General features: G+C 68.6%; 26 protein-coding genes and 1 tRNA gene. 14 read left to right on the plus strand and 13 right to left on the minus strand.

What is annotated here, in order from left to right:
* Window positions 1-8: 8 nt before the first annotated feature.
* Window positions 9-794, plus strand: coding sequence for a hypothetical protein (locus AC4D2E_RS04305; protein ID WP_490951756.1), 786 nt, complete (start codon window positions 9-11; stop codon window positions 792-794).
* A 20-nt stretch (window positions 795-814) separates the two neighbouring features.
* Here the strand turns inward: AC4D2E_RS04305 and AC4D2E_RS04310 are convergent, their stop codons facing one another.
* From AC4D2E_RS04310 to AC4D2E_RS04340, 7 genes are all read right to left on the minus strand, one after another.
* Window positions 815-1,738, minus strand: a complete 924-nt coding sequence (locus AC4D2E_RS04310) for an oxidoreductase (RefSeq protein WP_490951757.1) — start codon at window positions 1,736-1,738, stop codon at window positions 815-817.
* A gap of 51 nt (window positions 1,739-1,789) precedes the next feature.
* Window positions 1,790-2,311, minus strand: a complete 522-nt coding sequence (locus AC4D2E_RS04315) for a MarR family winged helix-turn-helix transcriptional regulator (protein WP_104165579.1) — start codon at window positions 2,309-2,311, stop codon at window positions 1,790-1,792.
* Between the two features lie 86 nt (window positions 2,312-2,397).
* The gene (locus tag AC4D2E_RS04320) at window positions 2,398-5,571 is read right to left on the minus strand and encodes an efflux RND transporter permease subunit (protein WP_490951758.1); all 3,174 of its coding nucleotides are present in this window, start codon (window positions 5,569-5,571) and stop codon (window positions 2,398-2,400) included.
* Between the two features lie 51 nt (window positions 5,572-5,622).
* Window positions 5,623-7,107, minus strand: coding sequence for a malate:quinone oxidoreductase (locus tag AC4D2E_RS04325; protein WP_490952317.1), 1,485 nt, complete (start codon window positions 7,105-7,107; stop codon window positions 5,623-5,625).
* A 119-nt stretch (window positions 7,108-7,226) separates the two neighbouring features.
* The gene (locus AC4D2E_RS04330) at window positions 7,227-8,957 is read right to left on the minus strand and encodes an ABC transporter substrate-binding protein (RefSeq protein ID WP_490951759.1); all 1,731 of its coding nucleotides are present in this window, start codon (window positions 8,955-8,957) and stop codon (window positions 7,227-7,229) included.
* A 206-nt stretch (window positions 8,958-9,163) separates the two neighbouring features.
* The gene (locus AC4D2E_RS04335) at window positions 9,164-9,865 is read right to left on the minus strand and encodes a fasciclin domain-containing protein (protein ID WP_104165574.1); all 702 of its coding nucleotides are present in this window, start codon (window positions 9,863-9,865) and stop codon (window positions 9,164-9,166) included.
* Window positions 9,866-10,164: 299 nt separating this feature from the next.
* On the minus strand, window positions 10,165-10,827 hold the full coding sequence (locus AC4D2E_RS04340; RefSeq protein ID WP_490951760.1) for an ANTAR domain-containing protein: 663 nt from the start codon (window positions 10,825-10,827) through the stop codon (window positions 10,165-10,167).
* 112 nt (window positions 10,828-10,939) lie between these two features.
* Here AC4D2E_RS04340 and AC4D2E_RS04345 point away from each other — a divergent pair, with 112 nt between their 5' ends.
* From AC4D2E_RS04345 to AC4D2E_RS04360, 4 genes are all read left to right on the plus strand, one after another.
* The gene (locus AC4D2E_RS04345) at window positions 10,940-11,542 is read left to right on the plus strand and encodes a DUF3263 domain-containing protein (protein WP_490951761.1); all 603 of its coding nucleotides are present in this window, start codon (window positions 10,940-10,942) and stop codon (window positions 11,540-11,542) included.
* Window positions 11,543-11,864: 322 nt separating this feature from the next.
* On the plus strand, window positions 11,865-12,095 hold the full coding sequence (locus AC4D2E_RS04350; protein WP_490951762.1) for a DUF3263 domain-containing protein: 231 nt from the start codon (window positions 11,865-11,867) through the stop codon (window positions 12,093-12,095).
* Between the two features lie 11 nt (window positions 12,096-12,106).
* A complete protein-coding gene (locus AC4D2E_RS04355) occupies window positions 12,107-12,892 on the plus strand; it encodes a hypothetical protein (protein WP_490951763.1) in 786 nt (261 codons plus the stop codon).
* Window positions 12,889-13,083 carry a hypothetical protein gene (locus AC4D2E_RS04360; protein ID WP_490951764.1) on the plus strand — a complete coding sequence of 65 codons (195 nt, stop codon included), beginning with the start codon at window positions 12,889-12,891 and terminating at the stop codon, window positions 13,081-13,083. The genes AC4D2E_RS04355 and AC4D2E_RS04360 overlap by 4 nt, the downstream gene beginning before the upstream one ends.
* A 49-nt stretch (window positions 13,084-13,132) precedes the next feature.
* Here the strand turns inward: AC4D2E_RS04360 and AC4D2E_RS04365 are convergent, their stop codons facing one another.
* The 4 genes from AC4D2E_RS04365 to bcp all read right to left on the minus strand — a co-directional run bounded on the left by AC4D2E_RS04365 (window position 13,133) and on the right by bcp (window position 14,970).
* Window positions 13,133-13,792, minus strand: a complete 660-nt coding sequence (locus AC4D2E_RS04365; protein ID WP_490952318.1) for a tyrosine-type recombinase/integrase — start codon at window positions 13,790-13,792, stop codon at window positions 13,133-13,135.
* A complete protein-coding gene (locus AC4D2E_RS04370) occupies window positions 13,734-14,243 on the minus strand; it encodes a hypothetical protein (protein WP_490951765.1) in 510 nt (169 codons plus the stop codon). Before AC4D2E_RS04370 ends, AC4D2E_RS04365 begins: the two co-directional genes overlap by 59 nt.
* Before the next feature lie 88 nt (window positions 14,244-14,331).
* Window positions 14,332-14,413 (minus strand) — tRNA-Leu (locus AC4D2E_RS04375).
* Between the two features lie 83 nt (window positions 14,414-14,496).
* Window positions 14,497-14,970, minus strand: coding sequence for a thioredoxin-dependent thiol peroxidase (gene bcp, locus AC4D2E_RS04380; RefSeq protein WP_490951766.1), 474 nt, complete (start codon window positions 14,968-14,970; stop codon window positions 14,497-14,499).
* A 169-nt stretch (window positions 14,971-15,139) separates the two neighbouring features.
* Between bcp and AC4D2E_RS04385 the strand changes: the two genes are divergently transcribed.
* The 4 genes from AC4D2E_RS04385 to AC4D2E_RS04400 all read left to right on the plus strand — a co-directional run bounded on the left by AC4D2E_RS04385 (window position 15,140) and on the right by AC4D2E_RS04400 (window position 17,535).
* On the plus strand, window positions 15,140-15,658 hold the full coding sequence (locus AC4D2E_RS04385) for a MarR family winged helix-turn-helix transcriptional regulator (RefSeq protein ID WP_490951767.1): 519 nt from the start codon (window positions 15,140-15,142) through the stop codon (window positions 15,656-15,658).
* A gap of 290 nt (window positions 15,659-15,948) precedes the next feature.
* Window positions 15,949-16,296, plus strand: a complete 348-nt coding sequence (locus tag AC4D2E_RS04390) for a hypothetical protein (protein ID WP_490951768.1) — start codon at window positions 15,949-15,951, stop codon at window positions 16,294-16,296.
* A 97-nt stretch (window positions 16,297-16,393) separates the two neighbouring features.
* Window positions 16,394-17,074 (plus strand): SGNH/GDSL hydrolase family protein, encoded by a 681-nt coding sequence (locus AC4D2E_RS04395; protein WP_490951769.1) that lies wholly within the window; start codon window positions 16,394-16,396, stop codon window positions 17,072-17,074.
* On the plus strand, window positions 17,071-17,535 hold the full coding sequence (locus AC4D2E_RS04400) for a GNAT family N-acetyltransferase (RefSeq protein WP_490951770.1): 465 nt from the start codon (window positions 17,071-17,073) through the stop codon (window positions 17,533-17,535). The genes AC4D2E_RS04395 and AC4D2E_RS04400 overlap by 4 nt, the downstream gene beginning before the upstream one ends.
* A 178-nt stretch (window positions 17,536-17,713) precedes the next feature.
* Here AC4D2E_RS04400 and AC4D2E_RS04405 read toward each other — a convergent pair whose 3' ends face one another.
* Entirely contained in the window at window positions 17,714-18,130 is a 417-nt protein-coding gene (locus AC4D2E_RS04405; protein ID WP_490909572.1) for a VOC family protein, read from the minus strand.
* Between the two features lie 281 nt (window positions 18,131-18,411).
* On the opposite strand from AC4D2E_RS04405, the gene AC4D2E_RS04410 reads away from it, so the two are divergent.
* Window positions 18,412-19,239, plus strand: coding sequence for a sigma-70 family RNA polymerase sigma factor (locus AC4D2E_RS04410; RefSeq protein WP_490951771.1), 828 nt, complete (start codon window positions 18,412-18,414; stop codon window positions 19,237-19,239).
* Here AC4D2E_RS04410 and AC4D2E_RS04415 read toward each other — a convergent pair.
* Complete coding sequence (locus AC4D2E_RS04415) at window positions 19,236-20,264, minus strand: glycosyltransferase family 9 protein (RefSeq protein WP_490951772.1); 1,029 nt, start codon at window positions 20,262-20,264, stop codon at window positions 19,236-19,238. The two genes, AC4D2E_RS04410 and AC4D2E_RS04415, sit on opposite strands and share 4 nt — an antisense overlap.
* Before the next feature lie 117 nt (window positions 20,265-20,381).
* Here AC4D2E_RS04415 and AC4D2E_RS04420 point away from each other — a divergent pair, with 117 nt between their 5' ends.
* Genes AC4D2E_RS04420 through AC4D2E_RS04435 form a run of 4 tightly spaced genes read left to right on the plus strand, consistent with a single transcriptional unit; the run spans window position 20,382 to window position 24,317 of the window.
* Window positions 20,382-20,930, plus strand: coding sequence for a D-glycero-alpha-D-manno-heptose-1,7-bisphosphate 7-phosphatase (locus AC4D2E_RS04420; RefSeq protein WP_104165556.1), 549 nt, complete (start codon window positions 20,382-20,384; stop codon window positions 20,928-20,930).
* Window positions 20,927-22,030 (plus strand): glycosyltransferase family 9 protein, encoded by a 1,104-nt coding sequence (locus tag AC4D2E_RS04425; RefSeq protein ID WP_490951773.1) that lies wholly within the window; start codon window positions 20,927-20,929, stop codon window positions 22,028-22,030. The genes AC4D2E_RS04420 and AC4D2E_RS04425 overlap by 4 nt, the downstream gene beginning before the upstream one ends.
* Window positions 22,027-23,028, plus strand: a complete 1,002-nt coding sequence (locus AC4D2E_RS04430) for a glycosyltransferase (protein ID WP_490951774.1) — start codon at window positions 22,027-22,029, stop codon at window positions 23,026-23,028. Before AC4D2E_RS04425 ends, AC4D2E_RS04430 begins: the two co-directional genes overlap by 4 nt.
* On the plus strand, window positions 23,025-24,317 hold the full coding sequence (locus AC4D2E_RS04435; RefSeq protein ID WP_490951775.1) for a glycosyltransferase: 1,293 nt from the start codon (window positions 23,025-23,027) through the stop codon (window positions 24,315-24,317). The genes AC4D2E_RS04430 and AC4D2E_RS04435 overlap by 4 nt, the downstream gene beginning before the upstream one ends.
* The last annotated feature ends 13 nt before the right edge of the window (window positions 24,318-24,330 follow it).

Below are 24,330 nucleotides of genomic sequence, written 5' to 3' on the forward strand. Positions count from 1 at the left end.
GGGACGCCATGGAGCACGGACCGTCCGGAGGGCCGGGTGGGCGACTGCCGCAGGCCCTCGCCGCTGCCGCTCTGACGCTGATGCTGGCCACCGCGTGTACGGGCCCCGGGGGCGACGGCGGCGCGCCGTCGTCGCCCGCGACGACCGCCGTGACCGCGACGGCCGAACCGGCCGAGGCCGCGGCGGCACCCCTGCGTGAGGCACGCGAGGGCTGGAAGGTCTTCACCGATCCGGGGCGGCTTCTGAGCTTCGAGCTCCCCGAGGCGTGGGTGGTGCAGCTCCTGGAGCCGGAACCCGGGGTCTACGCCCCCGATTCGCTGCACTATGCGGTCCGCACGCCGGAGGGCGTGACGACCGCCGAGCTGCACACCGGCATCCAGACGCCGGAGGCGCCCTGCCCCGAGGCGGAGCGGACCCCCTACTACGTCATCGGCAGCGAACCGCTCGAACTCACGGGTGAAGCATCCGCGGATGCGGATGTCGAGCCGCGCTTCGTGATCCGGCTCATCACGGGCTTCCGGTTCTTCGCGGCCTACGGCATCACCGATCAGGCCGGCGGCGCGGACGGTCTGGCCTGCACGCTGTCCAACACCGTCGAGGGCGGCGACGCCCTCGGCCGGGTCAGCTTCGGCGACCTCGAGGTGCTGGCACCGAAGGCGCCCGCGAACACCGGACCGCAGACGGTCACCTTCGGGACGATCGGGGAGGCCCAGGCCTTCTACGACACCCCGGACTTCGCGACCATCCGCGAGATGCTCCGCTCCCTCCGGATCGCCCCGGGCACCACCGGCTGATCTCCTCGCGCAGCGAGTCCTCAGTCGACGGGCTGCAGGGCCCCGAAGTCCACCCCGGTGAGCTCGGCGCTGCGGTTCCACAGGCGCACCGCGACGTCGCGGTCCAGCACGCGGGGCACAGGGGCGACGAGGCGGGGTGCGCCGCGGGTCTCGCCGAAACCGGACGGCCCGTAGTAGTCCCCGCCCCGGACGTCGGCAGCCGTTGATGCGTAGAGGACGGGCAGCGCGCCGGCCGCGGCGGACTGGCCCATCAGTGCGACGAACCCCGAGAGCACGTCGAGTACCGCGGGCATCTTCATGCCGGCCGTCAGGTTCGTGGTGGCCCCGCCCGGATGCGCTGCCACCGACGTGAGGTCCCAGCCTGCGGCACGGGCGCGCCGGTCGAGCTCGACCATGAAGTAGAGATTGGCGATCTTGCTCTGTCCGTAGGCGGCCCACCGGCGGTAGCGGCGCTCGGACTGCAGGTCGTCGAAGTCGATGCGCCCCCGCTTGTGGGCGAGGCTCGAGAGCGTGACGACGCGGGAGGACCCTGCCTCGCGCAGGTTCGGCAGCAGCAGGCCCGTCAGGGCGAAGTGGCCGAGGTGGTTGGTGCCGAACTGCAGTTCGAAGCCGTCGGCCGTCGTGGACCGCGGCGTCGCCATCACCCCGGCGTTGTTGACGAGGAGGTGCACGGGACCGCTGAGCCCGGCCGCGAACTCGCGGATGGACTGCTGGCTGGCGAGATCGAGGAGGCGCAGCTCGACCCTCTCGCTGCCCGTGATCGAGCGGACCCGCTGCTCGGCCTCGCGCCCGCGCTGCTCGCTGCGGCAGGCGAGGATGACCTCGGCGCCCTTCCTCGCGAGCCCGACGGCGGTCTGGAGACCGAGCCCGCTGTTGGCCCCGGTGATGACCGCGCGCCTGCCCGTGAGATCGCCGATCGCGTCCGCTGTGAAGTCGTCGTTCATCCTGGTCCTTACTGTTCGTGCATCCTGCCCCGGGGTCCGCGGGGTTCGGTGTCAGGCGCCCAGCCGGGCGTTGATCTTGTCCGTGAGGGCCTTGAGCTGGTCCATCTCCTCGGGGTCCAGGACGGGCGCGAGGACCTCCCGGATACGCTGCACATGGCCCGAGCCGATCCGCCGCTGGAGCGCCCTGCCCTCCTCGGTCAGCGCGAGTTCGATGCCCCGGTGATCGGTCGCGGCAGGCCGCCTGCGCACGAGGTTCCTGGCCTCGAGCCGATCGACCATGCGGCTGAGGCTGGGCTGGCTGATCAGGAGGTGGTGGTTCAGCTCGTTGAGGCGCGTCCAGCCCGTAGGGCACCGGCTGAGGTTGAACAGGACGTCGTACTCGCGGATGGGCAGGTCTTTGAAGGAGGGGTCCTGCCGGATGCGCTGCATGATGCCCACCTGCGCACGGAAGAGCGACTCCCAGGTCTCCGAGGCCTGGCGGACGGAAGCCGTCGACTCGGCGCCCCCGACGCTCGCCGGGCCGTCGGCGGGCTCGTCGGCGGGGTCGACGGCGGTGGGCAAGCGGTCAGCCATGGCGGTTTCGGGCCTCCTGCCGGGGCACCGGCAACTAGATACGGACGCATCGAGTCTACGCCGTCCTCCTCCCGCCGGCCCACCGGTCAGGCGGTGGCCGCGGCCTCCCGGCGCAGCGCCCGCTGCTCGCGCCGGCCCTCGACGAGCCGGTACAGGACAGGGACCAGGACGAGGGTCAGCGCGGTGGAGGAGACGAGTCCGCCGATCACCACGATGGCGAGGGGCTGCGAGATGAAGCCACCCTTCCCCGTCAGACCGAGGGCCAGCGGCGTCAGGGCGAAGATGGTCGCCAGCGCGGTCATGAGGATCGGCCGCAGGCGCTGACGGGCGCCTTCGCGGATCGCGTCGGCGACGGGCATCCCCGGTCGGCCGTCGTGGGGGAGGCGGTACTGGTTGATGAGGTCGATCAGCACGATCGCGTTCGTGACCACGATGCCCACGAGCATCAGCATGCCGATCAGGGAGGGCAGTCCGAGGGGGGTCCCGGTGATCAGCAGCAGGGCGATGGCGCCGGTGGCCGCGAACGGGATGGACACGAGCAGGATCAGGGGCTGGAGGAGGCTCTTGAACGTCGCGACCATGATCACGTACACGATGGCGACGGCGGCCCACAGCGCGAGGAACAGCTGGTCGAACGATTCCGCCTGCTGGCTGGAGGCACCGCCGATGGTCGCGGTGGCACCGGGTGGCAGGTCGATGCCGGCCAGGCGCTCGTCCACCGCCCCCGTCAGGGTGCCGAGATCGTCACCGGACGGCGTGATCGAGATCCGGGCAGTGCGCTCACCGTTGGAGCTCGTCACCGACAGCGGCACCTGGACCTCCTCGACGGACGCCACGTCGGTCAGGGGGACCGGCCCCGTCGCCGTCGGGATCCGCAGGTCCCGGAGCTGGTCGAGGCTCGAGATCGTGGTCCCCTCGCCGATCAGCACCGGGAAATCGTCGGTATCGAAGCGCACCGAACCGGCCGGGACCGGGCTGATGCTGCCACCGAGGAGGCCCGCGATCTGGCTTTCGCTCAGGCCCGCCTCGACGGCCGCCGTGCGGTCCACGTCGATCTGGACCTGCGGCTGGGCCGCCGCCAGGTTGCTCGTGATCTCGCCAGCGCCGTCGAGCCCCTGGAGCCCCTCGAGGACGGCGCGGTCCGCGGCCTGCAGATCCGCGGTGACGGGCGCCGTGATGTCGATGTCGATGGTACTGGAGGTCCCGAAGCCGCCCTGCTGGCTGGACAGGGAGATGGTGCCCGCGTCATCGAGGCCCTCGAGGTCCTGGCGCACGGACTCCTGCAGGCCTTCCTGATCCGCGTCCTGGTCGGTGATGACGGTGAAGGTCGCCACCGAGGCGCCGCCGGAGAACTGCGCCGCGAATGCCCCGTCGGCGTTGCCGACCGTCAGTTGCACGTCGCGGATCTCCGGGTTGTCCATGAGGGTATCCTCCGTCCGGGCCGCCGTCTCCGCCGTCGTCGCCAGGCTGGTGCCCGGGGCGAGGGTCTGCGTGATGGAGAAGCTGTTCTGGCCCGAGGAGCCGAGCAGGTTGGTCGGCAGGAACGGGACCATGGCGGCCGTGGCGCCCAGGACGATCACACCGCTGATGAGGGTGATCACCGGGTGGCGCTGGGTGCCGGTGAGGATCGGGAGGTAACCGCGCTGGAGGAGGGACGGCCGATCGTACGGCTCCGCCCGGGAGGCGGGGGATGTGGCGGCGGCCAGGGAGGTGGAGGGAACGGCGGAGGCGGCCGGGGCCGCGACGTGGCGGGCCTCGTGGGGTGCCGGGGGTGTGCGCCTCAGGAACCAGTAGGCGAGCACCGGGATGATGGTAAGGGACACGGCGAGGGAGGCCAGCAGGGCGATCCCGGTGGTGATGGCGAAGGGGCGGAAGAGCTCTCCGGCGAGGCCGCCGACGAAGCCGATCGGAGCGAAGACGGCCACCGTGGTGAGCGTCGAGGCGGTGATGGCTCCGGCCACCTCGCGCACCGCCGTGAGGATGGCCTCCCGTTTCTCCTCCCCGTACCCGAGGTGCCGCTTGATGTTCTCGATGACGACGATCGAGTCGTCGACCACGCGCCCGACTGCGATCGTCAGGGCGCCGAGGGTCAGCAGGTTGAGGGAGTACCCCGCGACGTACAGCCCGATGAACGTGATGAGCAGGGACAGCGGGATCGAGATCGCGGTGACCAGGGTGGAGCGGACCGAGAGCAGGAACACGAGGATGATCAGCACGGCGAAGCCGAGGCCCAGCAGCCCCTCGGTGGTGAGGTCGTCGATGCTGCGTTCGATGAACGGGGCCTGGTCGAAGACCACGGTGATGTCCGCGGCGTTGCCCAGTTCGGTCTCGAGCTCGGGAACGAGGCCCACGATCTGCTGGGAGATCTCCACGGTGTCGCCGTCGGGCACCTTGGTCACCGTCAGTGCGAGCGTCTCGATCCCGTTGGTACGCGCGACGGAGGTGGGCTCGTCGTCGGCCAGGCCCACGTCGGCGAGGTCGCCGATCGTGCTGACCGGACCCGGGGAGGGGGTGTCCGAGGAGGGAAGCACCGGGAGCGCCTCGATGTCCTCGAGGGACCCGATGCGGCTGCCCGCCTGGATGGTCAGCGATCGCGGGTCCTCCTCCAGGCTGCCGACGGGGAACAGGGCACCGTTGTCCTCGAGGGTGCTGCTGATGTCGCCGACCGTCAGGTCCGCGGCCGCGAGGGCACCCTCGCGCGGAAGGATCGCGACGTGCTGGGTGGATCCTCCGGAGACGTCGGCGGTCCGCACGCCGTCGATCTTCTGCAGGCGGGGGACGGTCAACCGGGCCAGGTCGCCGTTCAGTTCGCTCAGCGACTGGTCGGAGGAGACCGCCATGAACACGATCGGGAGGTCGCTGATGCTGCCGGCGAGGGCCTGCGGCTCGACGTCCTCCGGCAGGGTGGGGCGCACCGTGGAGATCGCGCGGTCCACCTGCGCCCGGGCCCGGTCGAGGTTCGTGCCGTACACGAAGACGAGGCTGACGGTCGAGATGCCGGAGCGCGAGGTGGACGACGACGACTCGAGGCCCTCGACGCCGCTCAGCGCCGCCTCCAGCGGCCCGCCGACCTGCTGGTCGAGGTACTCCGGGGACGCCCCGGGCAGCGCGGAGATGACCGTGATCTGCGGGAACTCGAGGGACGGGATGAGTTCCTGCTTGAGGGAGCCGAGGGTGATGACGCCGAAGACGGAAGCGAGGATGGTGATCAGCGCGATCAGCGCCCTGTTGCCCAGGGAGAAGTGAGCCAGACGGAACAAGGAACCTGCCTTTGATGCTGAGGTCGACCGGCCGGCTGGCTCCGTCGGACGTTATGCGAGCTTGAGGACCCGGTCGGTCATCGACTGCACCTCGGCTGCCAGGGACGCAGTCTCATTGAGCTTGACGCCGTACCCGGGCAGCATCTCCTTGAGCTTCGGCTCCCAGCCGGACATCTTGGCCGGGAAGCATCGCCTGAGCAGTTCCACCATGATCGGCGCCGCCGTGGACGCTCCGGGAGAGGCGCCGAGGAGCGCACCGACCGAGCCGTCCGAGGAGGTGATGACCTCGGTGCCGAACTGCAGCACGCCGCCCTTCCCGGGAGCCTTCTTGATGACCTGTACACGCTGGCCCGCGGAGATCAGTTCCCAGCTTCCGCCCTCGGCCATCGGCAGGAAGTCGGTGAGGGCGTCGTTCTTGGCATCGCGGTTCTTGAGGACCTCCGTGATGAGGTACTTCGTCAGGGACATGTTGTCCTTGGCGACCGCGAGCATCGGCACGAGGTTCGACGGGCGGATCGACGTCGGCAGGTCCAGGTAGGAACCGCTCTTGAGGAACTTGGTGGAGAAACCGGCGTAGGGGCCGAACAGCAGGGAGCGCTCGCTCTTAACGAAGCGCGTGTCCAGGTGCGGGACGGACATCGGCGGGGCACCCACCGACGCCTGGCCGTAGACCTTCGCGTTGTGCCGGCCCACGAGGTCCGGATCGGTGCAGCGCAGGAACTGGCCGGAGACCGGGAAGCCCGCGAACCCGCGGCCCTCGGGAATGCCACTGCGCTGCAGCAGGTGCAGGGCGCCTCCGCCGGCGCCGATGAAGACGAACTTCGTGGTGACGGTGCTGGTCTCGCCGGTCGCCTTGTTCCTGACCTTCACGTCCCAGCGGCCGTCGGTCGCCCGAGCGACGTCGAGGACATCGAATCCGTAGTGCAGGTCGACGCCGGTTCCCTCGAGGTAGGTGGTGAGGTGGCGCGTGAGGGCACCGAAGTCGACGTCGGTGCCGCCTTCGACGCGCGAGGCGGCGACGGGCTGGGAGGGGTTGCGGCCCTGCATCACGAGGGGGGTCCATCCCGCGATGGTGTCGTGGTCCTCGCTGTGCTCCATGGTGCTGAACAGCGGTTGCGGGCTGAGTGCCTCGTAGCGCCGGCGCAGGTACTCGGCGTTGGCCTGGCCCCATACGAAGCTCATGTGAGGCACCGGGTTGATGAAGGTGCGGGGGTCGCCGATGAACCCCTCGGACACCATGTGCGACCAGAACTGGCGCGAGACCTGGAACTGCTCGTTGATCGCCACGGCCTTCGCCGGATCGACGGAACCGTCCTTCCCCGCGGGGGAGTAGTTCAGCTCGCAGAGGGCCGAGTGGCCGGTGCCGGCGTTGTTCCAGGGGTCGGAGCTCTCGAGGCCCGCGACGTCGAGCCGTTCGAAGAGGGAGATGTCCCACTCGGGCTGCAGTTGCCGGAGGAACGCGCCGAGGGTGGCGCTCATGATCCCGCCGCCGATCAGGACGACGTCGGTGGTCTTGGCGGGCGTGCCCTGATGGATTGTGGTCAACGGAGTCTCCAGTCGCGAGGTCACTAGGAGACAAACACTAGCGTCTGGTGGTGACCGAACTTAAATCGTCCTGAGGTCGCGGCCGCCCCCGGGATGCCGTGCCGGGCAGCTCAGTCCGACGGCGTCGGCCGGGGTTCGACATCGGCCAGGTCGATGCGGTTGAAGACCTCGTTCATGACGGGGCTCACGGGGTAGGTCGTCACGCGCGGGCTCATCGCCAGCGCGGAGATCGGGAACGCGAGCGGGACGGCCGGGATCCGGTCGGAGACCTGCGCGCTGATGTCCGCATAGGCCTCGGTGCGGTCCTCGCCCGCAGGCAGTCCCCGTGCCCGGTTGATCTTGCTGAACAGCTGCGGGTCCTCATAGGCGAACTCCTCCGAGTACATGCCGAAGAGTGCACCCACGAAGTTGTCGGGGTCCTGGTAGCTGCCGCTCCATCCGAGCAGGTGGAACGCCCGGTCCCCGGACTGCTGGACCGCCTCGACGTAGCCTTCGCTCCAGTCGACGGGTACCGGCTTGATGTTGAAGCCGGCCTCGGTCAGCTGCCGGCTCAGCTCCGCGTAGGCCTTCTCGGGGGAGGGCAGGTAGGCCCTGGAGACGTTGCGGGGATAGTAGAAGGGCAGCTCGCGCCCGTCGTACCCGGAGCGCTCGAGCAGGTCCTTGGCGAGCTCGACGTCGTAGCCGTAATCCTCGACCGTCTCGTTGCTCACACCGAGCTTCTCGGGGATGAACTGACGGGCCGGCTTCGTCCCGTTGAGGAAACGGCCGTCGATGAGGGCGCTCTTGTCGATGGCGTGCGCCACGGCTTCGCGGAACAGGGGGTCGTCGACGCCGGGGAAGCCCTGGTTCATGCCCAGGTAGAGCACGGAGTACGGATCGCGCTGCAGGAACTGGAGACCGTTGCGGGCGAGGTCGACGGCGCTGTCGACGGACACGAAGTCGTAGCCGTCGATCCGGCCCGAGGTCAGGGCGCGCGCCCGGGAGTCGGGGTTCGCGATGGTGGTGAAGACCACGCGATCCACCTCGCCGCGCTCACCCCAGTAGTCGTCGAAGAACGCGAGCTCCACATACCCTTCCTCCCAGGAGACGAGTCGGAACGGTCCGGTTCCGACGGGCGCCTGGCCGTAGCGGGAGATGGGGGCGCCGTCCCGTGTCCCGGTCAACTCGTCCGCAGCACCGGCCTCGAGCGCGGCGGGCGAGGACATGGCGAAGGCGGGTGTGGCGAGCGCCGGGATCAGCCCCGTGATCCGGGAGGTGAGTTGGAGGTCCAGGGTGTGCGCCGAGGTCGCGGTGCAGTCCTCGTAGAGGCTCACCTCGGGGGTGTCGGAGTATCCCTTGAACACGTTCTCGAAGGGCAGCCGGTTCGTAGCGGCTCGCGCGCTCTCGGGGAGCGTGTACCAGCGGTCGAAATTGGCGCACACGGCGGCGGCGTCGAACGCCTCGCCGTCCTGGAAGACGACGTCGTCGCGCAGGGTGAACTCGTAGGTCCGCCCGTCGTCCGACTCGTCCCAGGATTCCGCCAGGAGCGGCGTCGGCTCGGAGGTCAGCGGATCGACGCCCACGAGTCCCTGGAGGATCTGCTGGCTCACGCGGTAGGACTCGGTGTCGTTCGCGAGCGCCGGGTCCAGCGTGCGGGGATGCGCGGCCGTGCCGAACGTGAACGTGGCGGCGTCCGAGGCCGGGGCCGACGTCGTCGTCACGGGTTCGGGGGACGGAACCTGGCCCACCGTGCAGGAGGCGAGCGATACCGCTGAGACGAGGGCGGCTGCCATAGCGGCGACGCGTTTCACACCGTGGGTCGCCCGTGCGTGGCTGGTGCGGCGCGCGGCAGGGTTGTTCACTGGCGTCGGTCTCCGAAGGGCAGGGGGCCGGTCCGTCATGGGCCGGTGGCTGGAATGCCCCAGTGTAGGCGATGGTCCTGTCCGGCCCGCCCAGGGACTGGCCGGTCCGGACACACGAACGGGCCCCCTCACCCCGAGGGGTGCGAGGGCCCGTCCGTGATCCCTGGGACATGTTAGAGGGATGCGCCAGGGAGGCGGGGGAGTCCTCAGCCGGCGGGGGGCGTGAGGACGGTGTCGATCAGGTACACGACGGCGTTGGCGGTCTGGACGCCGCCGCAGATCACGTTGGCACCGTTGACCTGGAGTTCGTCGCCCGAACCGGTGACCTCCAGCTCCGCGCCCTGGACCGTGGTCTGCATGGTGCCCTCGAGCTCGGACGGCTGGATCTTGCCCGGGACCACGTGGTAGGTGAGGATGCTGTTGAGGCCGTCGGTGTCGGTCTTCAGGCCCTCGACGGTCTCGGCCGGCAGTGCCGCGAAGGCGTCGTCGACCGGTGCGAAGACGGTGAACTCGCCGCCGTTGAGGGTGTCCACGAGGTCTACCTCGGGGTTGATGCCGCCGGAGACGGCAGCGGTCAGCTGGGTCAGGAGGGGGTTGTTGCCGGCGGCGGTCGCCACGGGATCGAGCGCCATGCCGGCCACCGATCCGTCGCCCTCGGGAACTTCAGCGGCGTAGCCCTCGCAACCGGGGCCGACGAGGTTCGCTGCGGGGTCCATCATGGCGTCAGCGGAGGGGCTCATGCTGGCCTCCATCGAGGGGGACTCACTGGCCATGGTGGTCTCCTCGGCCATGCTGCTCGAGTCCGAACCGGACGCTGCTTCGTCGCCTCCGCCACAGGCCGCGAGGCCGAACATCGAGACTGCCGCGATACCCAGGATGGACAGGTTCCTACGCTTGGTGATCTGCATGAAATTCCTCCATAGTTACGACCCGGCATCTGCCTCGGTCTGTGACTGTCGTGTGAAACACATCGTGTCGATGTCTCGGAGGTACTTCGGGCGTGCCGGAGAGGTGGATGGGTCGGATTTCTCGGGAAGGTATCCCAGGCCGATTCCGTGACCGGGCCGTGACCTGCGACGATGCGGGCGGATGCGGCGTCGGTCCGGTCCGGTGCGTGGTGGTGATGGTGCGCAAGAGGGGGGAGGCTGGCACCTTCCACCGCCGGCTGCTTGAGGGGATCAGCAAGCGCTGGCGCCCCGATCACGACTTACAGTGCGCGGAATAGGTCCAGCAGGGCTTGGTCGCGAGATTGAGGCTGGTTTACCCTGATTAGCTTCCCCGCGCGATCAACTATCTCCTGCGCGACGACGACGACCTTACGGTGCGTCCGTTGGCTGTATGAGCTGATCCATTCGAAGGCTTCCGCAGCGTCCAGGCCCGCGTGGCCCATGAGGACGCCTTTGGCCTGCTCGATGACTGCGCGGCGCAACGCAGACGCAGCGACGGCTTCGTTGGCGGTCTGCTGCGTATCGCCATAGACCGACCGCGTGAGGTCCACGACCAGGGCCCACCGCCCGATAACTTCGGCACCCTCAACGATGCTGTCACCGCAGATGAGGATCTTGTGGACTCGACCATTGACGTCGCGGATGGACGTATACACCGACATGGGCGCGCCCGTTCTGGAGATACCTTCCCAGAAGTGGCGAGCGGCATCACGGTCGGCGGGTTCGATGTGGGACAAGCCCAGATCGAGCGTCGGAACTATGTCGCCGCGCTCGTAGCCGTGGATGCGGTACAGCTCGTCCGACCATCGGAGCACGCCATCGGCAAAGTACTGCTCGACGGTGCCGGTCGGGCAACCAATTAAGTGCTCGATATTGTATGAAGTCCCAGAAGGGGGGATCAGGTGCTCGTTTGCAGAGCTCATGGCGGGCCGTCCGACGAGCTTTGAGCCAGGCTGTTTACTCAACCCGACTCCCAAAATCAACAGACTAACAAGTCAGTGCAAGTCTTGACACGGCGGTAGGTCCTCAAGTCCCTTGACTGAACGAGATCAGCACATGCTGACCATGGCCGTTGCCCACTACAAGTGCCTAGGCGCCCGCGAAACCGACATCGGCCAGCTCTTCAACATGACGGCCACCGCGTTCTACCAGCGCGTCAACCAGCTCGTCGACACCGAGGCGGCCCTCGCCTGGAACCCCATGCTCGCCTGCCGGCTCCGCGACATGCGCGCCGGCCTCGAGCGGAGGCTTACTCGGCTCGGCGCGATCCGCTGGCGTGCTACCGCGAAGCGTTATAGGACGAGAGGGCGCGACGTATCGGGGTCAGCTTCGCGGAGATCGCCGTGTTCTGTGAGCAACCAGGACACGCCGTTGCTATCCGTGAAGGCCACTTCGCGGTGCTGGCCTGGCTCCTTTCTCGCGGTAGCACCCGTCGACTCAGTCCCGTTACCTGCAATCATCGGCCACCGCTCAATGACCCCAACTTCCTGCCCCGTGCTCGTGTCGACAATGAGCACGCTGACGCTCCTGATCGGTTCCTCTCCGCCGTTGGTCACTACGAGCACTTTCCAAGAAAGGACACGGCGCTCATCTTGGTACCTGACTTCACTGGTTAGAGACACGCGACCTGCTCTATGACGGCGCTCGGCCGCTAGCTCGCGATCATGCTGAGCGCGGAACCGTTTCCGGTCCTCAGCCGCTTCCCTGCGTTCAATCACTGCGGCTTCTCGTTCATCATGCAGTTGTCGGCGTGTGCTCCAGCTAGCCCCTAGGGCTACGGCTACTGCTGCAATCGTTCCTGCTGCTCCGAACCATTCTGGAACGGATCCCCAGTCAGCTCGCGACGCTATTTCTCCCCAGTTCATGCTCCGATCCTAGGGTGCATTCTTGCCCGAGCAGATCGGCCGCCATCGAGTCAGCATCGATCGCTAGATGCCCGTATGTGTCGACCATCGTCGTGATGGTCTCGTGCCCAAGCCTCAACTACAAGTGTCAAGGCGCCCGCGAGAATGACATCGGGCAGCTCTTCAACGTGACGGCGACCGCCTTCTACCAGCGCGTGAACCAGCTGCTCGACACCGAGGCCGCACGGGCGTGGAATCCAATGCTCGTTCGCCGACTCCGGGATGCGCGGGGGAGCCGTGCGCGCAGGGCCCCCGGCTCGGTGCACTCCTGTGATGCACTCCACTAGGGTTGACCCTCGTGTCCCTTCTTAAATTTTGGCTGTACTGGCGAACGACGATCTTCGTTGTCGCTGGAGGGATATCCTCCTTCTTCTTCCAGCACCTGTTCCGCCAGGATCCAAGCTACTGGCTCTGGTTCGTCCTAGCGTTGCTTGCCGCAATCATTGCGGCCGGGGCCGCTCCGTTCTTCAAGAGCCTCGATGAGAAGCGTGATGCCTCCCTTCTCGACAAGTTCCAGGCTCAGCTTGGTGACGGTCTTGAGCCGCTCCTCCACGCCTTGGTGAAGGTCAGCGAGGCGGGCAACGGCCATCTTCAGAACAAGTACCTGGGGGAGCTAGTGAACGTTGCCATCGTCACGGCGCGGCATGTCGCCGGCCAGAACCGACTACGCGCGACCTACTACCGGGTCTACCCCCAGCACTACAAGCTGAAGGAGCGGCTCATTCCGCAGATCCACACCGGACGAGGTACGCAGCCCCAAACGGAGTTCCATAAGGGGACAGCTTCTGGCGACCACATCTTTAAGACCATGGCGGGCAACCGGTCGGTCACGGTGCTCGACACAGCCGACTGCAAACTGCCCGGATGGGACCCCACGCGCGAGCGGGACTACCAGACTTTTATCAGCGTTCCGGTACGCACGAAGAAAAAGATCTATGGCATGCTGACAGTAGACGCACCGGATGTCGGGGAGCTCGACGACAACGACGAAGTGCTCATCCGATGCGTTGGTCTTTTACTGGCATCCGGAATCGCAATGGTGCTCAACAACCCGATTCCGGCGAACGGGAGGACTGAAAAATGACCGCACATGCTTACAACGCAGGCATCAGCTACGTACCCGCGCCGAAGTGGGACGATCGAGCTGAGGAACTGTTGAAGGATCCGGACGCCTACTACCGCCGCTCAGACGAACGAGCAGCGCAGGTCATCCGGAAGCGCAAGATGTACGAGCGCAAAAGCCTCCTTCAGAGGCTGAACCGAAGCAAGAAGTAGTCGTCGCCGAGAAAGGCCGTCACCCATGCGGGTGGCGGCCTTCTCTTTGTCATCCCAGGAGATCGGCGGCGTTAGAGTCCGCGTCGATCGCAAGATGGCCGTATGTGCCCACGGTCGTGGTGATGGTCTCGTGCCCCAGCCGTACCTGGATGACGGGCAGCGGGACGCCTGCGGCGATCAGCCAGCTCGCGTGTGTGTGCCGCAGGTCGTGCGGGGTGGGTGCCTGGTCAAAATACCGTTCGGCCTCCCTGTCGAACAGGAGCTGCATCGCGGGCAGCCAGTGCACGCGGCGGCAGAGGTCGGAGCGCAGTGGATCACCCTTCGTGTTCTGAAAGACGAGGTCGTCGGGTCCGAGACCTCGGTGCTGCTCGGCGACCGCTGGCGTCAGCGACCGCTGCAGTGCCACCGTGCGGCGACTCTTCGGGCTCTTCGGGCCGCCGAGCTCGTAGCCCTTCTCGATCTTCTTCCACGCCCGCGTGACGTGGACGACGTAGCGGCCGTCCTCGTGCTTGCGGACGTCCCGCCGGCGGAGGGCTGTGGCCTCGCTGTAGCGAAGCCCGGAGGCAGCGAAGAAGCGGATGAGCGTCGAGTACCGCGGGTCGATCGTGTCGGCGAGGACCTCGACCTGCGCCTTGCTTATGAAGACTGGCTCACGGGTTCTGACGGGTGACTTCGGGCCCCGGATGCCCTTGGCCACGTTCTCGGCCACGAGGCGGCGGCGCAGGGCTGTCTCCAGCGAGGCGGAGAGCAGGGCGTGGATGTTCTTCCGGGTCTTGTCCGCCACAGGCCATGCCCTCGAACCAAGCGAGCACCTGCGAGCGCTTCAGCCGGTCGACGGGGATGCTGCCGAGCTGGACGTCGATGTGATTCTCAAGGAGCTTCCGGTATCGGAACCGGGTGCCGGCCTCGATGCCGGTCAGGTTGTCGATGTGCTCCTTCACGACCTCGCGCACCCGCGGCGCCGTCGAGCGGAGATCCGCCGCAGCCTCGGCAGCGAGCGCGAAGCTCTGCCCGTTGGCGTTGAGGAAGTTTTTCAGCGTCTCCGCGGCGGACGGATCGTCGAAGGATTGCGAGCGCTGCTTGCGCGTCTCGGGGTCCCGCCACATCACCTGGTGGCGGGTCGACCCGTCCGATCGAACCTCGTGTTTGATGCTCGCCATGACCGGAATAGTACGGTCCTCATCAACACATTTGCCAACTTCATCAACACCAACCCGACCAATGTGCCTCTGACTAGGCGTTTTACTGTGCGCAAGAGGGGACTTGAACCCCTACGTCCGAAGACACTGGAACCTAAATCCAGCGCGTCTGCCAATTCCGCCACTCGCGCTCGGGATGCCGCTCACGCGGAGGGCATTCCATGTCCTTCACTGTAACGCCAATGGATCGGCGTCCGTGGTTCCTGGAGGCTTCCTACCGGTCGATCCCGAGGTCGCGCCGCAGCTTCGCGACGTGACCGGTGGCGCGCACGTTGTACTGGGCCATCGCGATCCTGCCCTCGGGGTCCACCACCACCGTGGAGCGGATGAGGCCCTCGTAGGTCTTCCCGTAGTTCTTCTTCTCGCCCCACGCCCCGTACGCTTCGGCGACCGCGTGGTCCTCGTCCGAGAGGAGGGGGAAGGTGAGCGATTCCTTCTCGGAGAAGGCGGCCAGCTTACCCACCGGGTCCGGGGAGATTCCCAGCACCTTGTAACCGGCCGCGCCGAGCGAGGCCAGGTTGTCGCGGAAGTCGCAGGCCTCGGTGGTGCAGCCCGGAGTGGCGGCGGCCGGGTAGAAGTACACGACGACGTTGGTGCCCCTGAGGGAGGACAGCGTCACGTCCTGGCCCGAGGCATCCCTGAGCGTGAAATCGGGGGCACCAGCGCCCGTGGTCAGTCGTTGCGACATGCATGCTCCTGAGAATCGATGGGACGGCGGCGTCGCGGGACGCGCCGCAGGGCCGGGGCCCTGGTGGCCGGAATGGAGAGATCGGGCAGCCAGCCTAGCTATCATAGATGGAAGGTCCGACGCCGATGGAGGCCGCCGGTCTCGTGAGCGAGAGGAAGTGCACGGTTCTATGCCCGATCTGGAGCAATGGCCCACCGGTCGACTGCTGACGACAGCGGCGCGTCTGGTCGAGCACGCATGGAATGAGCGTCTGGTCGACATCGGAGTGACCCACGCCGGAGTGATAGCCCTCGGTGTCCTCGCTGATCAGGGAGCAATGACGCAGGCGAGTCTCGCCCAGATCGTGCGTGTGCAGGCGCAGACGATGGGCAAGACCCTCTCCCGGCTGGAATCCAGGGGCCATGTCACGCGTGTGCGGAACGATCTGGACCGGCGCTCCCACATGGTCTCGATCTCGCCCGCGGGGCGCCAGGTCCTCGAGGCCTCCGAGGACATCGAGCGCACCCTGGTGGCCGGCGGGGGTCTGGTCTCCGAGGAGCTGCGGAGCCACCTGAAGACCGTCATCCGGGAACTCGGTGCGCCGCGCTGGAACTACACGGCGGCGGGCGCGGCCTCGAGCGAGGGTGTCGCAGCCGAGGGCTCCAACGCTGCCGGGCCCGCTGCCACCGTCCCTACCGTGCCCAGCTGACCCGCCTGCGGGACCCAGTGTCCTGATGAAAGCCCCTCGCCCGGGAGGCAGAGACCTCTTGCAACTCCGGACGCCGCACTCCCGGCCGCCTCGAAGCGAGCCGACCCGTACCAACAACCCAGTTCCGATCGACCCTCGACCGCCACATGGGCAATCACCCGACCGATCCCCGACAACGATCGTCGCACCCACCGGCGAAACGTCCGACGGGCGACCGCTCGGCGGGAGGGCCGGGCTCGGTACGGGCAGGGTGGCACCGTATCGCCGGGAATGCATCTGGAAGGATGGCCATGACCTTGCTTCCGGTTCCTGACCTCACAACACTTTCCCGAGGGTGGCGTGACTGGATTCTTTTCGCTGAAGTCGAAGAGCACCTCCGGGACCGCGGTTCGATGAACGTCAGGCGAGACTCCATCGAGTGGGCCGTGCTCCACCAAGCGGCGGACTACGTCCGCGTCGGTGTGATACTTCCCGATCGAATCCAATGGTGGGATCAAGCGGGCGCCGCCCTGTCCTCCCGACTGCAGGCGTGGCTCGACGGCGCCCCCGTAGAAGACCCCCTGGGCCCGGTGATGAACCTGTTCTTCGACATCACGGATCGTGCCGAAGAACTGATTCCGGAGAATCTCCGGTTCTGAACCCGCCGGGTATCGTCAAGGATCCTCTGCCGGCCACTCGCGGCGATGGCAGGGCATCGGCCCGGTGCGTTGCTAGCGTGAGCCGATGACTACAAGAATGGGGATCTACGGAGACAGTATCGGCACAGGATGGCGGGGGATCTCGGACCCGAGCAAGCGCTGGACGAGCATCACCTGTGCCGGCCTGAATCTGGAGGAGCACAATTTCTCCGTGGACGGCCTGGGCTTCATCCGTCGGCGCGACACAGACGCGTTTCCATTGCACCCCTTGCAGATGGTCATCAACGCTCAACCGCAGATTGCTCTGGTCGCTCTGGGGCAGAACGACTACGAGTGCATCCCTGACCGGGAGAGCGAACTCCGCCGCGTGATGATCCAGGACATGACCACGCTCCGGGACGCCCTGCCCGAGTCTCAGGTCCTCGTCGTGGAACCGTACTGGCCGTCGACGCTCCAGGAACCACCGAAAGGCCGGCGGGTTTTCGATCTGCACGGCGAATGTGCCGAGGAAACAGGACTGCCATTCATCAAGGGACAGCGGGGCATCTTCGGTGAGGACCACCTCCCATACCTCTACCCCGAAGAAGGCCAACTCCACCCCAACGACCAGGGGCATGCGGTCCTGGCCGCCGTCATGACGGCGGCTCTGTCGCCCTACGTCCAGCAGGCCCTCGTCCAGCACGCCTCGTTATCCCGGTATGGATCGTCTGAAGCACCTGTTCCTGTTCGCCGATCAGGACCGCACGTGACCGCAACTGCACCTATCGTCGGTTCATGAAACTTGTGCCGTTGACTCCGGAGAACCTCGGCAAGGCCGTCGGCATCACGCTCCGGCCCGAACAGGAGGCCTTCGTCGCACCGGTTGTGCAATCGATCGCCGAAGCTTACGTGAACCCCACGGCCTGGCCACGGGTCGTGGTTGACGGCGACGACGTGCTGGGCTTCATCATGGGTAACTTCGATCCCGACCACGAACTCGAAGCATTCCGTGCCGGCATCTGGCGACTCAGCGTGGCCGCGTCCGCTCAAGGACGCGGCGTGGGACGGTTCGCCGTGAATGCCCTGGAAGAGGAGGCCCGTGACCGCGGCGTGGAGCGCATCTCCGTCCTGTGGGAGCGAGGCGAGCATGGTCCGGAAGGGTTCTACCTCAAGCTCGGCTTCGTTCCCACCGGAGAGGAACTCTTCGGTGAGGTGGTCGCGTTCAAGGACCTCAGCATGCGAGGGAAGGCATTCCCGTAGGTGGGTCGTCGATCGGCCGCGGTTCTGATGGGAGCGCCCTGAAGCGTTTCGCCGGCCCTCCGCATGCGGACGGCGGCGCCGGCGTAGCAGCGAGCATTCCCTACCGGGGAAGGGGGGCAATTCGACAGAGCTGCACTGAACCCGTCAGTGGCACCTCCATGCGGCTCCTGACGCCCCATCAGGCCCGCGCGGAGATCTGCTGCACCGCCCAGCCGTTGCCGTCCGGGTCGCTGAAGAACACGAACCCGACGTTGTCGAGGGCCGTCCCGCCCTGCCGCACCGCATCCGGGTCACCGCCCATCACCTGGATATCGCCGACGTCGACGCCGCGCTCCACGAGCTGCGCGTGCGCCTCGACCACGTCCGGGACGACCAGCTGCAGTCCCTGGAGGGAGCCAGGGGGCATCCGCGGTACGACCCCCTCGCCGATCACGACCGAGCAGCCGGAGCCCGGCGGCGTGAGCTGAACGAGCCGGTGGCCGGGACCCATGGTGATGTCGTGGTCGACCACGAAGCCAAGCTTGTCGGAATAGAAGGCCTTGGCGCGGTCGATGTCGGCCACCGGCACGACCACGACCTCCAGCGTCCAGTTCATGAACAACTCCTCGATGCGCTCGTGTGCGATGACTTCACGGGGGTCCCAGGGTGACCCCGCTGTGATCCTGCCACCACGCACCCGCCGTGACAACGGTCCGAAGCCATCGGAAGGGACGATGCCCGGCGGCGGCCGGCACGGACCACCGTGCTGTACCTCCACGCGGCGGAAAAGGGAAGACCCCCGGCTGATTGTGCTTTTCTTGCCGAGCACCCTTGCTTACTAAGCGTGCTGATGTTTGGTTGAGACACGTGAGTGTCCAGCGCCCATCGGAGAACAGCATGCAGACCACCGCCGAAGCCCGGCCGACCGTCCTGGCGCGCCCGAGCCGTTCCGCCGATGCAGCTGCCGTGGATGCTCAGGCCGGTCCTGCACCTCGGGACAGGCCCCTCAAAGCCGCCCTGCAGGACGACATCGCCCTGCGGCACCTGGACATCGCCGAATCGGTCGCGCGGTCCTTCGCGGTCAGCGGCCCCGAAGCAGCCGACATCCGTCAGGTCGCCTATCTGGGACTGATCAAGGCAGTGCAGCGATTCGACCCTTCGCGTGGCATCGCGTTCGCCTCGTTCGCCGTCCCCACCATCAGCGGTGAGATCAAGCGCTACCTCCGTGACTCCTGCTGGGTCGTCAGGCCGCCGCGGGAGGTGCAGGACCTCCGCACGGAGATCGCCCGGACGGCTCCCGCCCTGGCACAGCGGCTCGGCCGGGAGCCCACCGCCCGGGAGCTGGCGCTCGAGCTCGGCCGGCCCGAGGGCAGGGTCCTCGAAGCGCAGGCCTGCTCGTCGAGCCTCCGGCCGGTGTCGCTCGACGCGCCCGTCGAGGGGCGCACGTGGGCCGATACCCTGGCGAGCGATACCTGGGGCGCGGAGCGCAGCGACGACCTGATCTCCCTGCGCGGTGCGGTCAACGAACTGAGCGGCAGCGAGAAGGAACTCCTCTACCGCCGGTACTTCATGGAGCAGACCCAGCAGGGCATCGGCGACGACCTCCGTATGTCCCAGATGCAGGTCTCGCGGGCGCTGGCACGCATCCTGGTGAAGCTGCAGAAGAGGCTCCTGGGCGCCCCCGTCGCCGAGGCCGAGCACCCCGTGCGGTCCGGTATCGCCTAGGAGATCCCGTGGTCCGCCGCCGCGGCCAGCACCTGGTCCAGGGTGACGGCGAGGAGGGCCGGATCCGGTGTGGCGGAGAACGTCTCACCGACCCGCACCGATTCGTCCGTCAGGACGGTGTGGGGTCCGGGCGGCGGGCCCCACTCCGAGGGCGGCGCGGGCCCGAACAGCACCACGGAGGGCCGCGCATAGGCCGAGGCGAGATGTGCCGCCCCCGTGTCCGCGGAGATCACGAGGGAAGCGCCGGCCACCAGTCCCGCAAAGACGTCGAGCGGCAGGGCCCCGGCGGCGACCGAAGCCTCCGGCAGGCCCGCGGCGTCGGCGACCGCGAGGGCGCGCGGACGCTCCTTGGCGCTACCCGTGAACACCACCCGGTGTCCGGCGGCGGCCAGGGTGCGTGCAACCTCGGCGAACCGTTCCACAGGCCAGAGCCGGCTCCCGTAGGCGGCCCCGACATGCACGACGACCGCGCCCGGCGCCGGATTCCCGACTTCGGGCACACGGAGCCTGCAGTCCAGGGGGTCGGCGGGGACCCCGTGCCAGGTCATGAGCGACGCCCACCGCTCACGCTCGAGGATGCCGGTGCGCCACTCGGGGCCGTCCCAGCCCGGGGAGCGGTGCCCCATCCGGCGTCGTGCGCCGATCTCCTCGAGACGCCCCCGGCTCTCCCCGCCGCTCCCGTGGAGGTTCACGGCGAGGTCGATCCGGCCGTGCTCGATGGGCAGGGGGTCGTCCAGACCATGGGTGGGCAGCAGGTCGTCGACGGCGTCCGTGAGCGGAATGATCGGACGGAGCCATTCCTGGGCGGCATAGAGGATGCGGTGCTCCGGGAAGGCACGCCGCAACCCCTTCAGCGCGGGCACCGCCACGAGGAGGTCCCCGAGCTTAAGGGCCCGCAGCGCCAGGATCTCGGGGCGCCCGTCCGGTGCGGGGGTCGAGGCCGGCACCGGCCGCGGACCGGGCCCCGAATCGGGCCCGGACGGTCGAGCGGACGTGCCTGTGGTGCTGGTGCCCTCGGGAGTCATGGGAATGATCCTGCCAGAGGATGAGTGCTGCACCTCGCTGGGCATGCGAGAGCGCCTCCCGAGAAGAAGTTCGACGGAAAGTGTTTAGCAGTGCTCCTGTCCGGGAACTAAGCCTGTATGCATACTTCGGCCGGACCCACGCGGACAGCTCCCCGGGCTGTCCTGTTCGACCGCGACGGGACGATCGTCGTGGACGTCCCCTACAACGGCGATCCCGCGCTCGTCCGGCCCATGCCCGGGGCGCGCGAGGTGCTCGACGGCCTGCGCTCCCGCGGCATCCCGGTGGGAGTGGTGACCAACCAGTCGGGGATCGCGAGGGGACTCATCACCCGTGACCAGGTGGACGCCGTCAACGCCCGCGTCGAGGAACTGCTCGGACCGTTCGACGTCTGGGAACTGTGCCCCCACGGGTCCGACGACGGCTGCGCGTGCCGCAAGCCCGCTCCGGGGATGGTCCTGGCGGCCAGCTCCCGCCTGGGGCTCGAGGCCCGGGACGTCGCCGTGATCGGGGACATCGGGGCGGACATGGGAGCCGCGGCCGCCGCGGGTGCGCGGGCCGTCCTCGTCCCGACGAGCGTCACGCTCGAGGACGAGATCCGGTCGGCTCCCGCCGTCGCACGGACCCTCGCCGAGGCCGTCGACACGCTGTGGACGGGGGCGCCGTGAGGCGCCGGGTCCTCGTCGCCCGCCTGGACAGCGCCGGCGACGTCCTCCTCGCCGGGCCCGCCGTCCGTGCCATCGCCGCGGGGGACCACGGGGACTCCCCGAACGACGTCGTCATGCTGTGCGGGCCGCAGGGCGCCGCCGCCGCGCGGCTGCTGCCCGGCGTCGTCGACGTCATCACCTGGTCCGCCCCCTGGATCGTGGACCCGGCCCCCGAGCCCACGCCGCAGCTGATGACCGAGCTGAACGATGCCGTGGTGGCGCTCGCCGTGGACGAGGCCGTGCTCCTGACCTCGTTCCACCAGTCGCCGCTGCCGCTCGCGTTGCTGCTCCGGCTCGCCGGGGTCCGCCGGATCGCGGGGGCGTCCGTCGACTACGCCGGATCGCTCCTCGACGTCCGGCTCAAGCCGGGCGAGGATTTCCCGGAGGACCAGCCGGAAGCGGAACGGGCGCTCGGCATCGCCGAGGCGGCGGGCTACGCCCTGCCCCCGGAGGACGACGGCCGGCTGCAGGTCACGGGCCTCACCGACGCCTCCGGCCTCGTCGGTAGCGGACCCTATGTCGTCGTCCACCCGGGTGCCACCGTGCCCGCGCGCGCCTGGCCCCCGCTCCACCACGCGGCCGCCGTCGAGCTCCTGACCGCCGCGGGCTTCCGCGTGGTCGTCACCGGCGGGCCGAACGAGACCGACCTGACGTCCACGGTCGCGGGCCCCGAGGCACTGGACCTCGGAGGCAGGACGGACCTCGCCACGCTGGGCTCCGTCATCGCCGGGGCGTCCGTCATCGTCACCGGCAACACCGGGCCGGCGCACCTGGCGGCCGCCGTCGGCACGCCCGTCGTCTGCCTGTTCTCGCCCGTGGTCCCGGCGGTACGCTGGGCGCCCTACCGTGTGCCCGTGGAACTGCTCGGCGACCAGGACGCGGCCTGCGCGCTCAGCCGGGCCCGCGTCTGCCCCGTGCAGGGGCATCCCTGCCTGTCCGGCGTCTCCCCGGAGGACGTCATGGACGCCGTGCTCCGGCTCAGCTCCGGGATATCGTCACTCGGCTCACGCCGCAGCATCGGCCGCACCGAGGGCCGCCGACCAACGAGGGGACACCGATGAGGATCCTGTTATGGCACGTGCACGGAGGGTGGACCGACGCCTTCGTGCGGGGGGAGCACACCTATGTGCTGCCGACCACGCCGGACGGCGGAGCCTGGGGCCTCGGCCGTGCGGGCCGCGACTGGCCGGCCTCCGTCATCGAAGTGGCACCTCATGACCTCGCCGACGCCGACATCGACGTCGTCGTCCTGCAGAGGGTCGCGGAGATCGCCGAGTGCGAGCGGCTCCTGCGGCGCACCCCGGGCTGCGACCTCCCCGCGGTCTTCCTCGAGCACAACACACCGCGCCGCGACATCGTCGGCACGGTCCATCCGCTGGCGGGCCAGACCACCATCCCGATCGTCCACGTCACGCACTTCAACGCCCTCTTCTGGGACAACGGCCGTGCAGACACCACCGTGATCGAACACGGCATCGTGGACCCGGGCTACCTCTACACGGGCGAGCTGGAGCAGCTCGCCGCCGTCATCAACGAGCCGGTGCGCCGCGGCCGGATCACCGGCACCGACCTGCTGCCGCGCTTCGCGGGCGTCGCGCCCCTGGAGGTCTTCGGGATGGGGACCGATGGGCTCGCCGATGCCCTCGATCTCGCACCCGGAGAGCTGCGCATCGGCGGCGACCTGCCCATGGCGCAGCTGCACGCACGGCTGGGACGGTCCCGGGCCTACGTCCACCCGCTGCGCTGGACGTCCCTCGGGCTCTCGCTCCTCGAAGCGATGCACGTGGGGCTCCCCGTGCTCGCGCTGGCGACCACGGAGGCGGCACGCGCGGTGCCCCCCGAGGCGGGGGCGATCTCGACGAGCGTCGACGACCTCGTCCGCATGGCGGCACGGCTCATCGACGACCCCGACGAGGCCCGGACCCGGGGACGGGCAGCACGGGAGGCGGTGCTGGCGCGGTACGGGTTGGCCCGGTTCCTGGCCGACTGGGACGACATCCTGGAGCAGGAACCCACGCGGCACCGCGTCCTGGCGGTAACAGAGAGGAAAGCCCAGTGAGGATTTCTATGGTGTCGGAGCACGCGAGTCCGCTCGCCGCGCTGGGGGGTGTCGACGCCGGGGGGCAGAACGTCCACGTCGCCGAGCTGTCCCTCGCGCTGGCACGCCGGGGACACGACGTGACGGTCTACACGCGCCGCGACGACCCGGCCCTGCCGGACCGGGTGCGCACCGATCCGCACCTGGAGGTCGTGCACATCACCGCGGGCCCCGTGCGGAACGTCCCGAAGGACCTGCTGCTGCCCTACATGGGCGAGCTGGCCGAAGGCATCATGGCGGACTGGGGGCCGGAACCGCCGGACATCGTGCACGGGCACTTCTGGATGTCCGGGCTCGCCGCCCTCGATGCCGCCGGACGGTCGCGCGCCGCAGGCCGGCCCGTGCAGGTCATCCAGACCTTCCACGCCCTCGGTACGGTGAAGCGCCGCCACCAGGGCGCCGAGGACACCAGCCCGTCCGAGCGGCTCATGCTCGAGGCCATGGTGGGACGCAGCGCCGACCGCATCGTCGCGACCTGCTCGGACGAGGTGTTCGAGCTCAAGGCCATGGGGGTCCCGGGGAGCCGCGTGTCGATCGCCCCGTGCGGCGTCGACGTCGAGCTGTTCACGCCGCACGGGCCGGTGGAGGGCCGCGGACGCGAGCACCGCATCGTGAGCGTGGGACGGCTCGTCCCGCGCAAGGGCATGGACCTCGTCATCCGGGCGATGCGCGAACTCGCCGACCTGGGCCGCGACGACGTCGAACTCCACATCGTGGGCGGCGCCGGCAGCTCGACCGGACTCGACGACGACCCGGAGGCGCAGCGCCTCCGCGCGCTCGCCGTCGATCTCGGCGTCGCCGACCGCGTGGTGCTGCGCGGGCAGGTGTCGCGGGTGGAGATGCCCGCGGTGCTGCGCAGCGCCGACGCGGTGGTCTGCGCCCCCTGGTACGAGCCGTTCGGGATCGTCCCGCTCGAAGCGATGGCGTGCGGCGTCCCGGTGATCGCCGCGGCCGTCGGCGGCCTCGTCGACACCGTGGTGGACGGCACCACCGGACTGCACGTGCCGCCGCAGGATCCGGCGGCCATCGCCGCCGCGATCTCCGACATCGTGGGCCAGCCCGACTGGGCCCGCGAGCTCGGCGCCAGCGGCTACCGCCGCGTCAAGGCACGGTACTCGTGGAGCCGCATCGCGGCCGACACGGAGAAGGCCTACCAGGCGGCCCTCGCCGCCGCAGCACCCGCAGAACCGGCCACCGCGCGGCGTAGTGCCGCGCGTCGACTCGAAAGCACAGGAGGCAGGGCACTGTGACCACGCATCTCAC

The organism is Arthrobacter sp. TJ-265, from assembly GCF_058269135.1.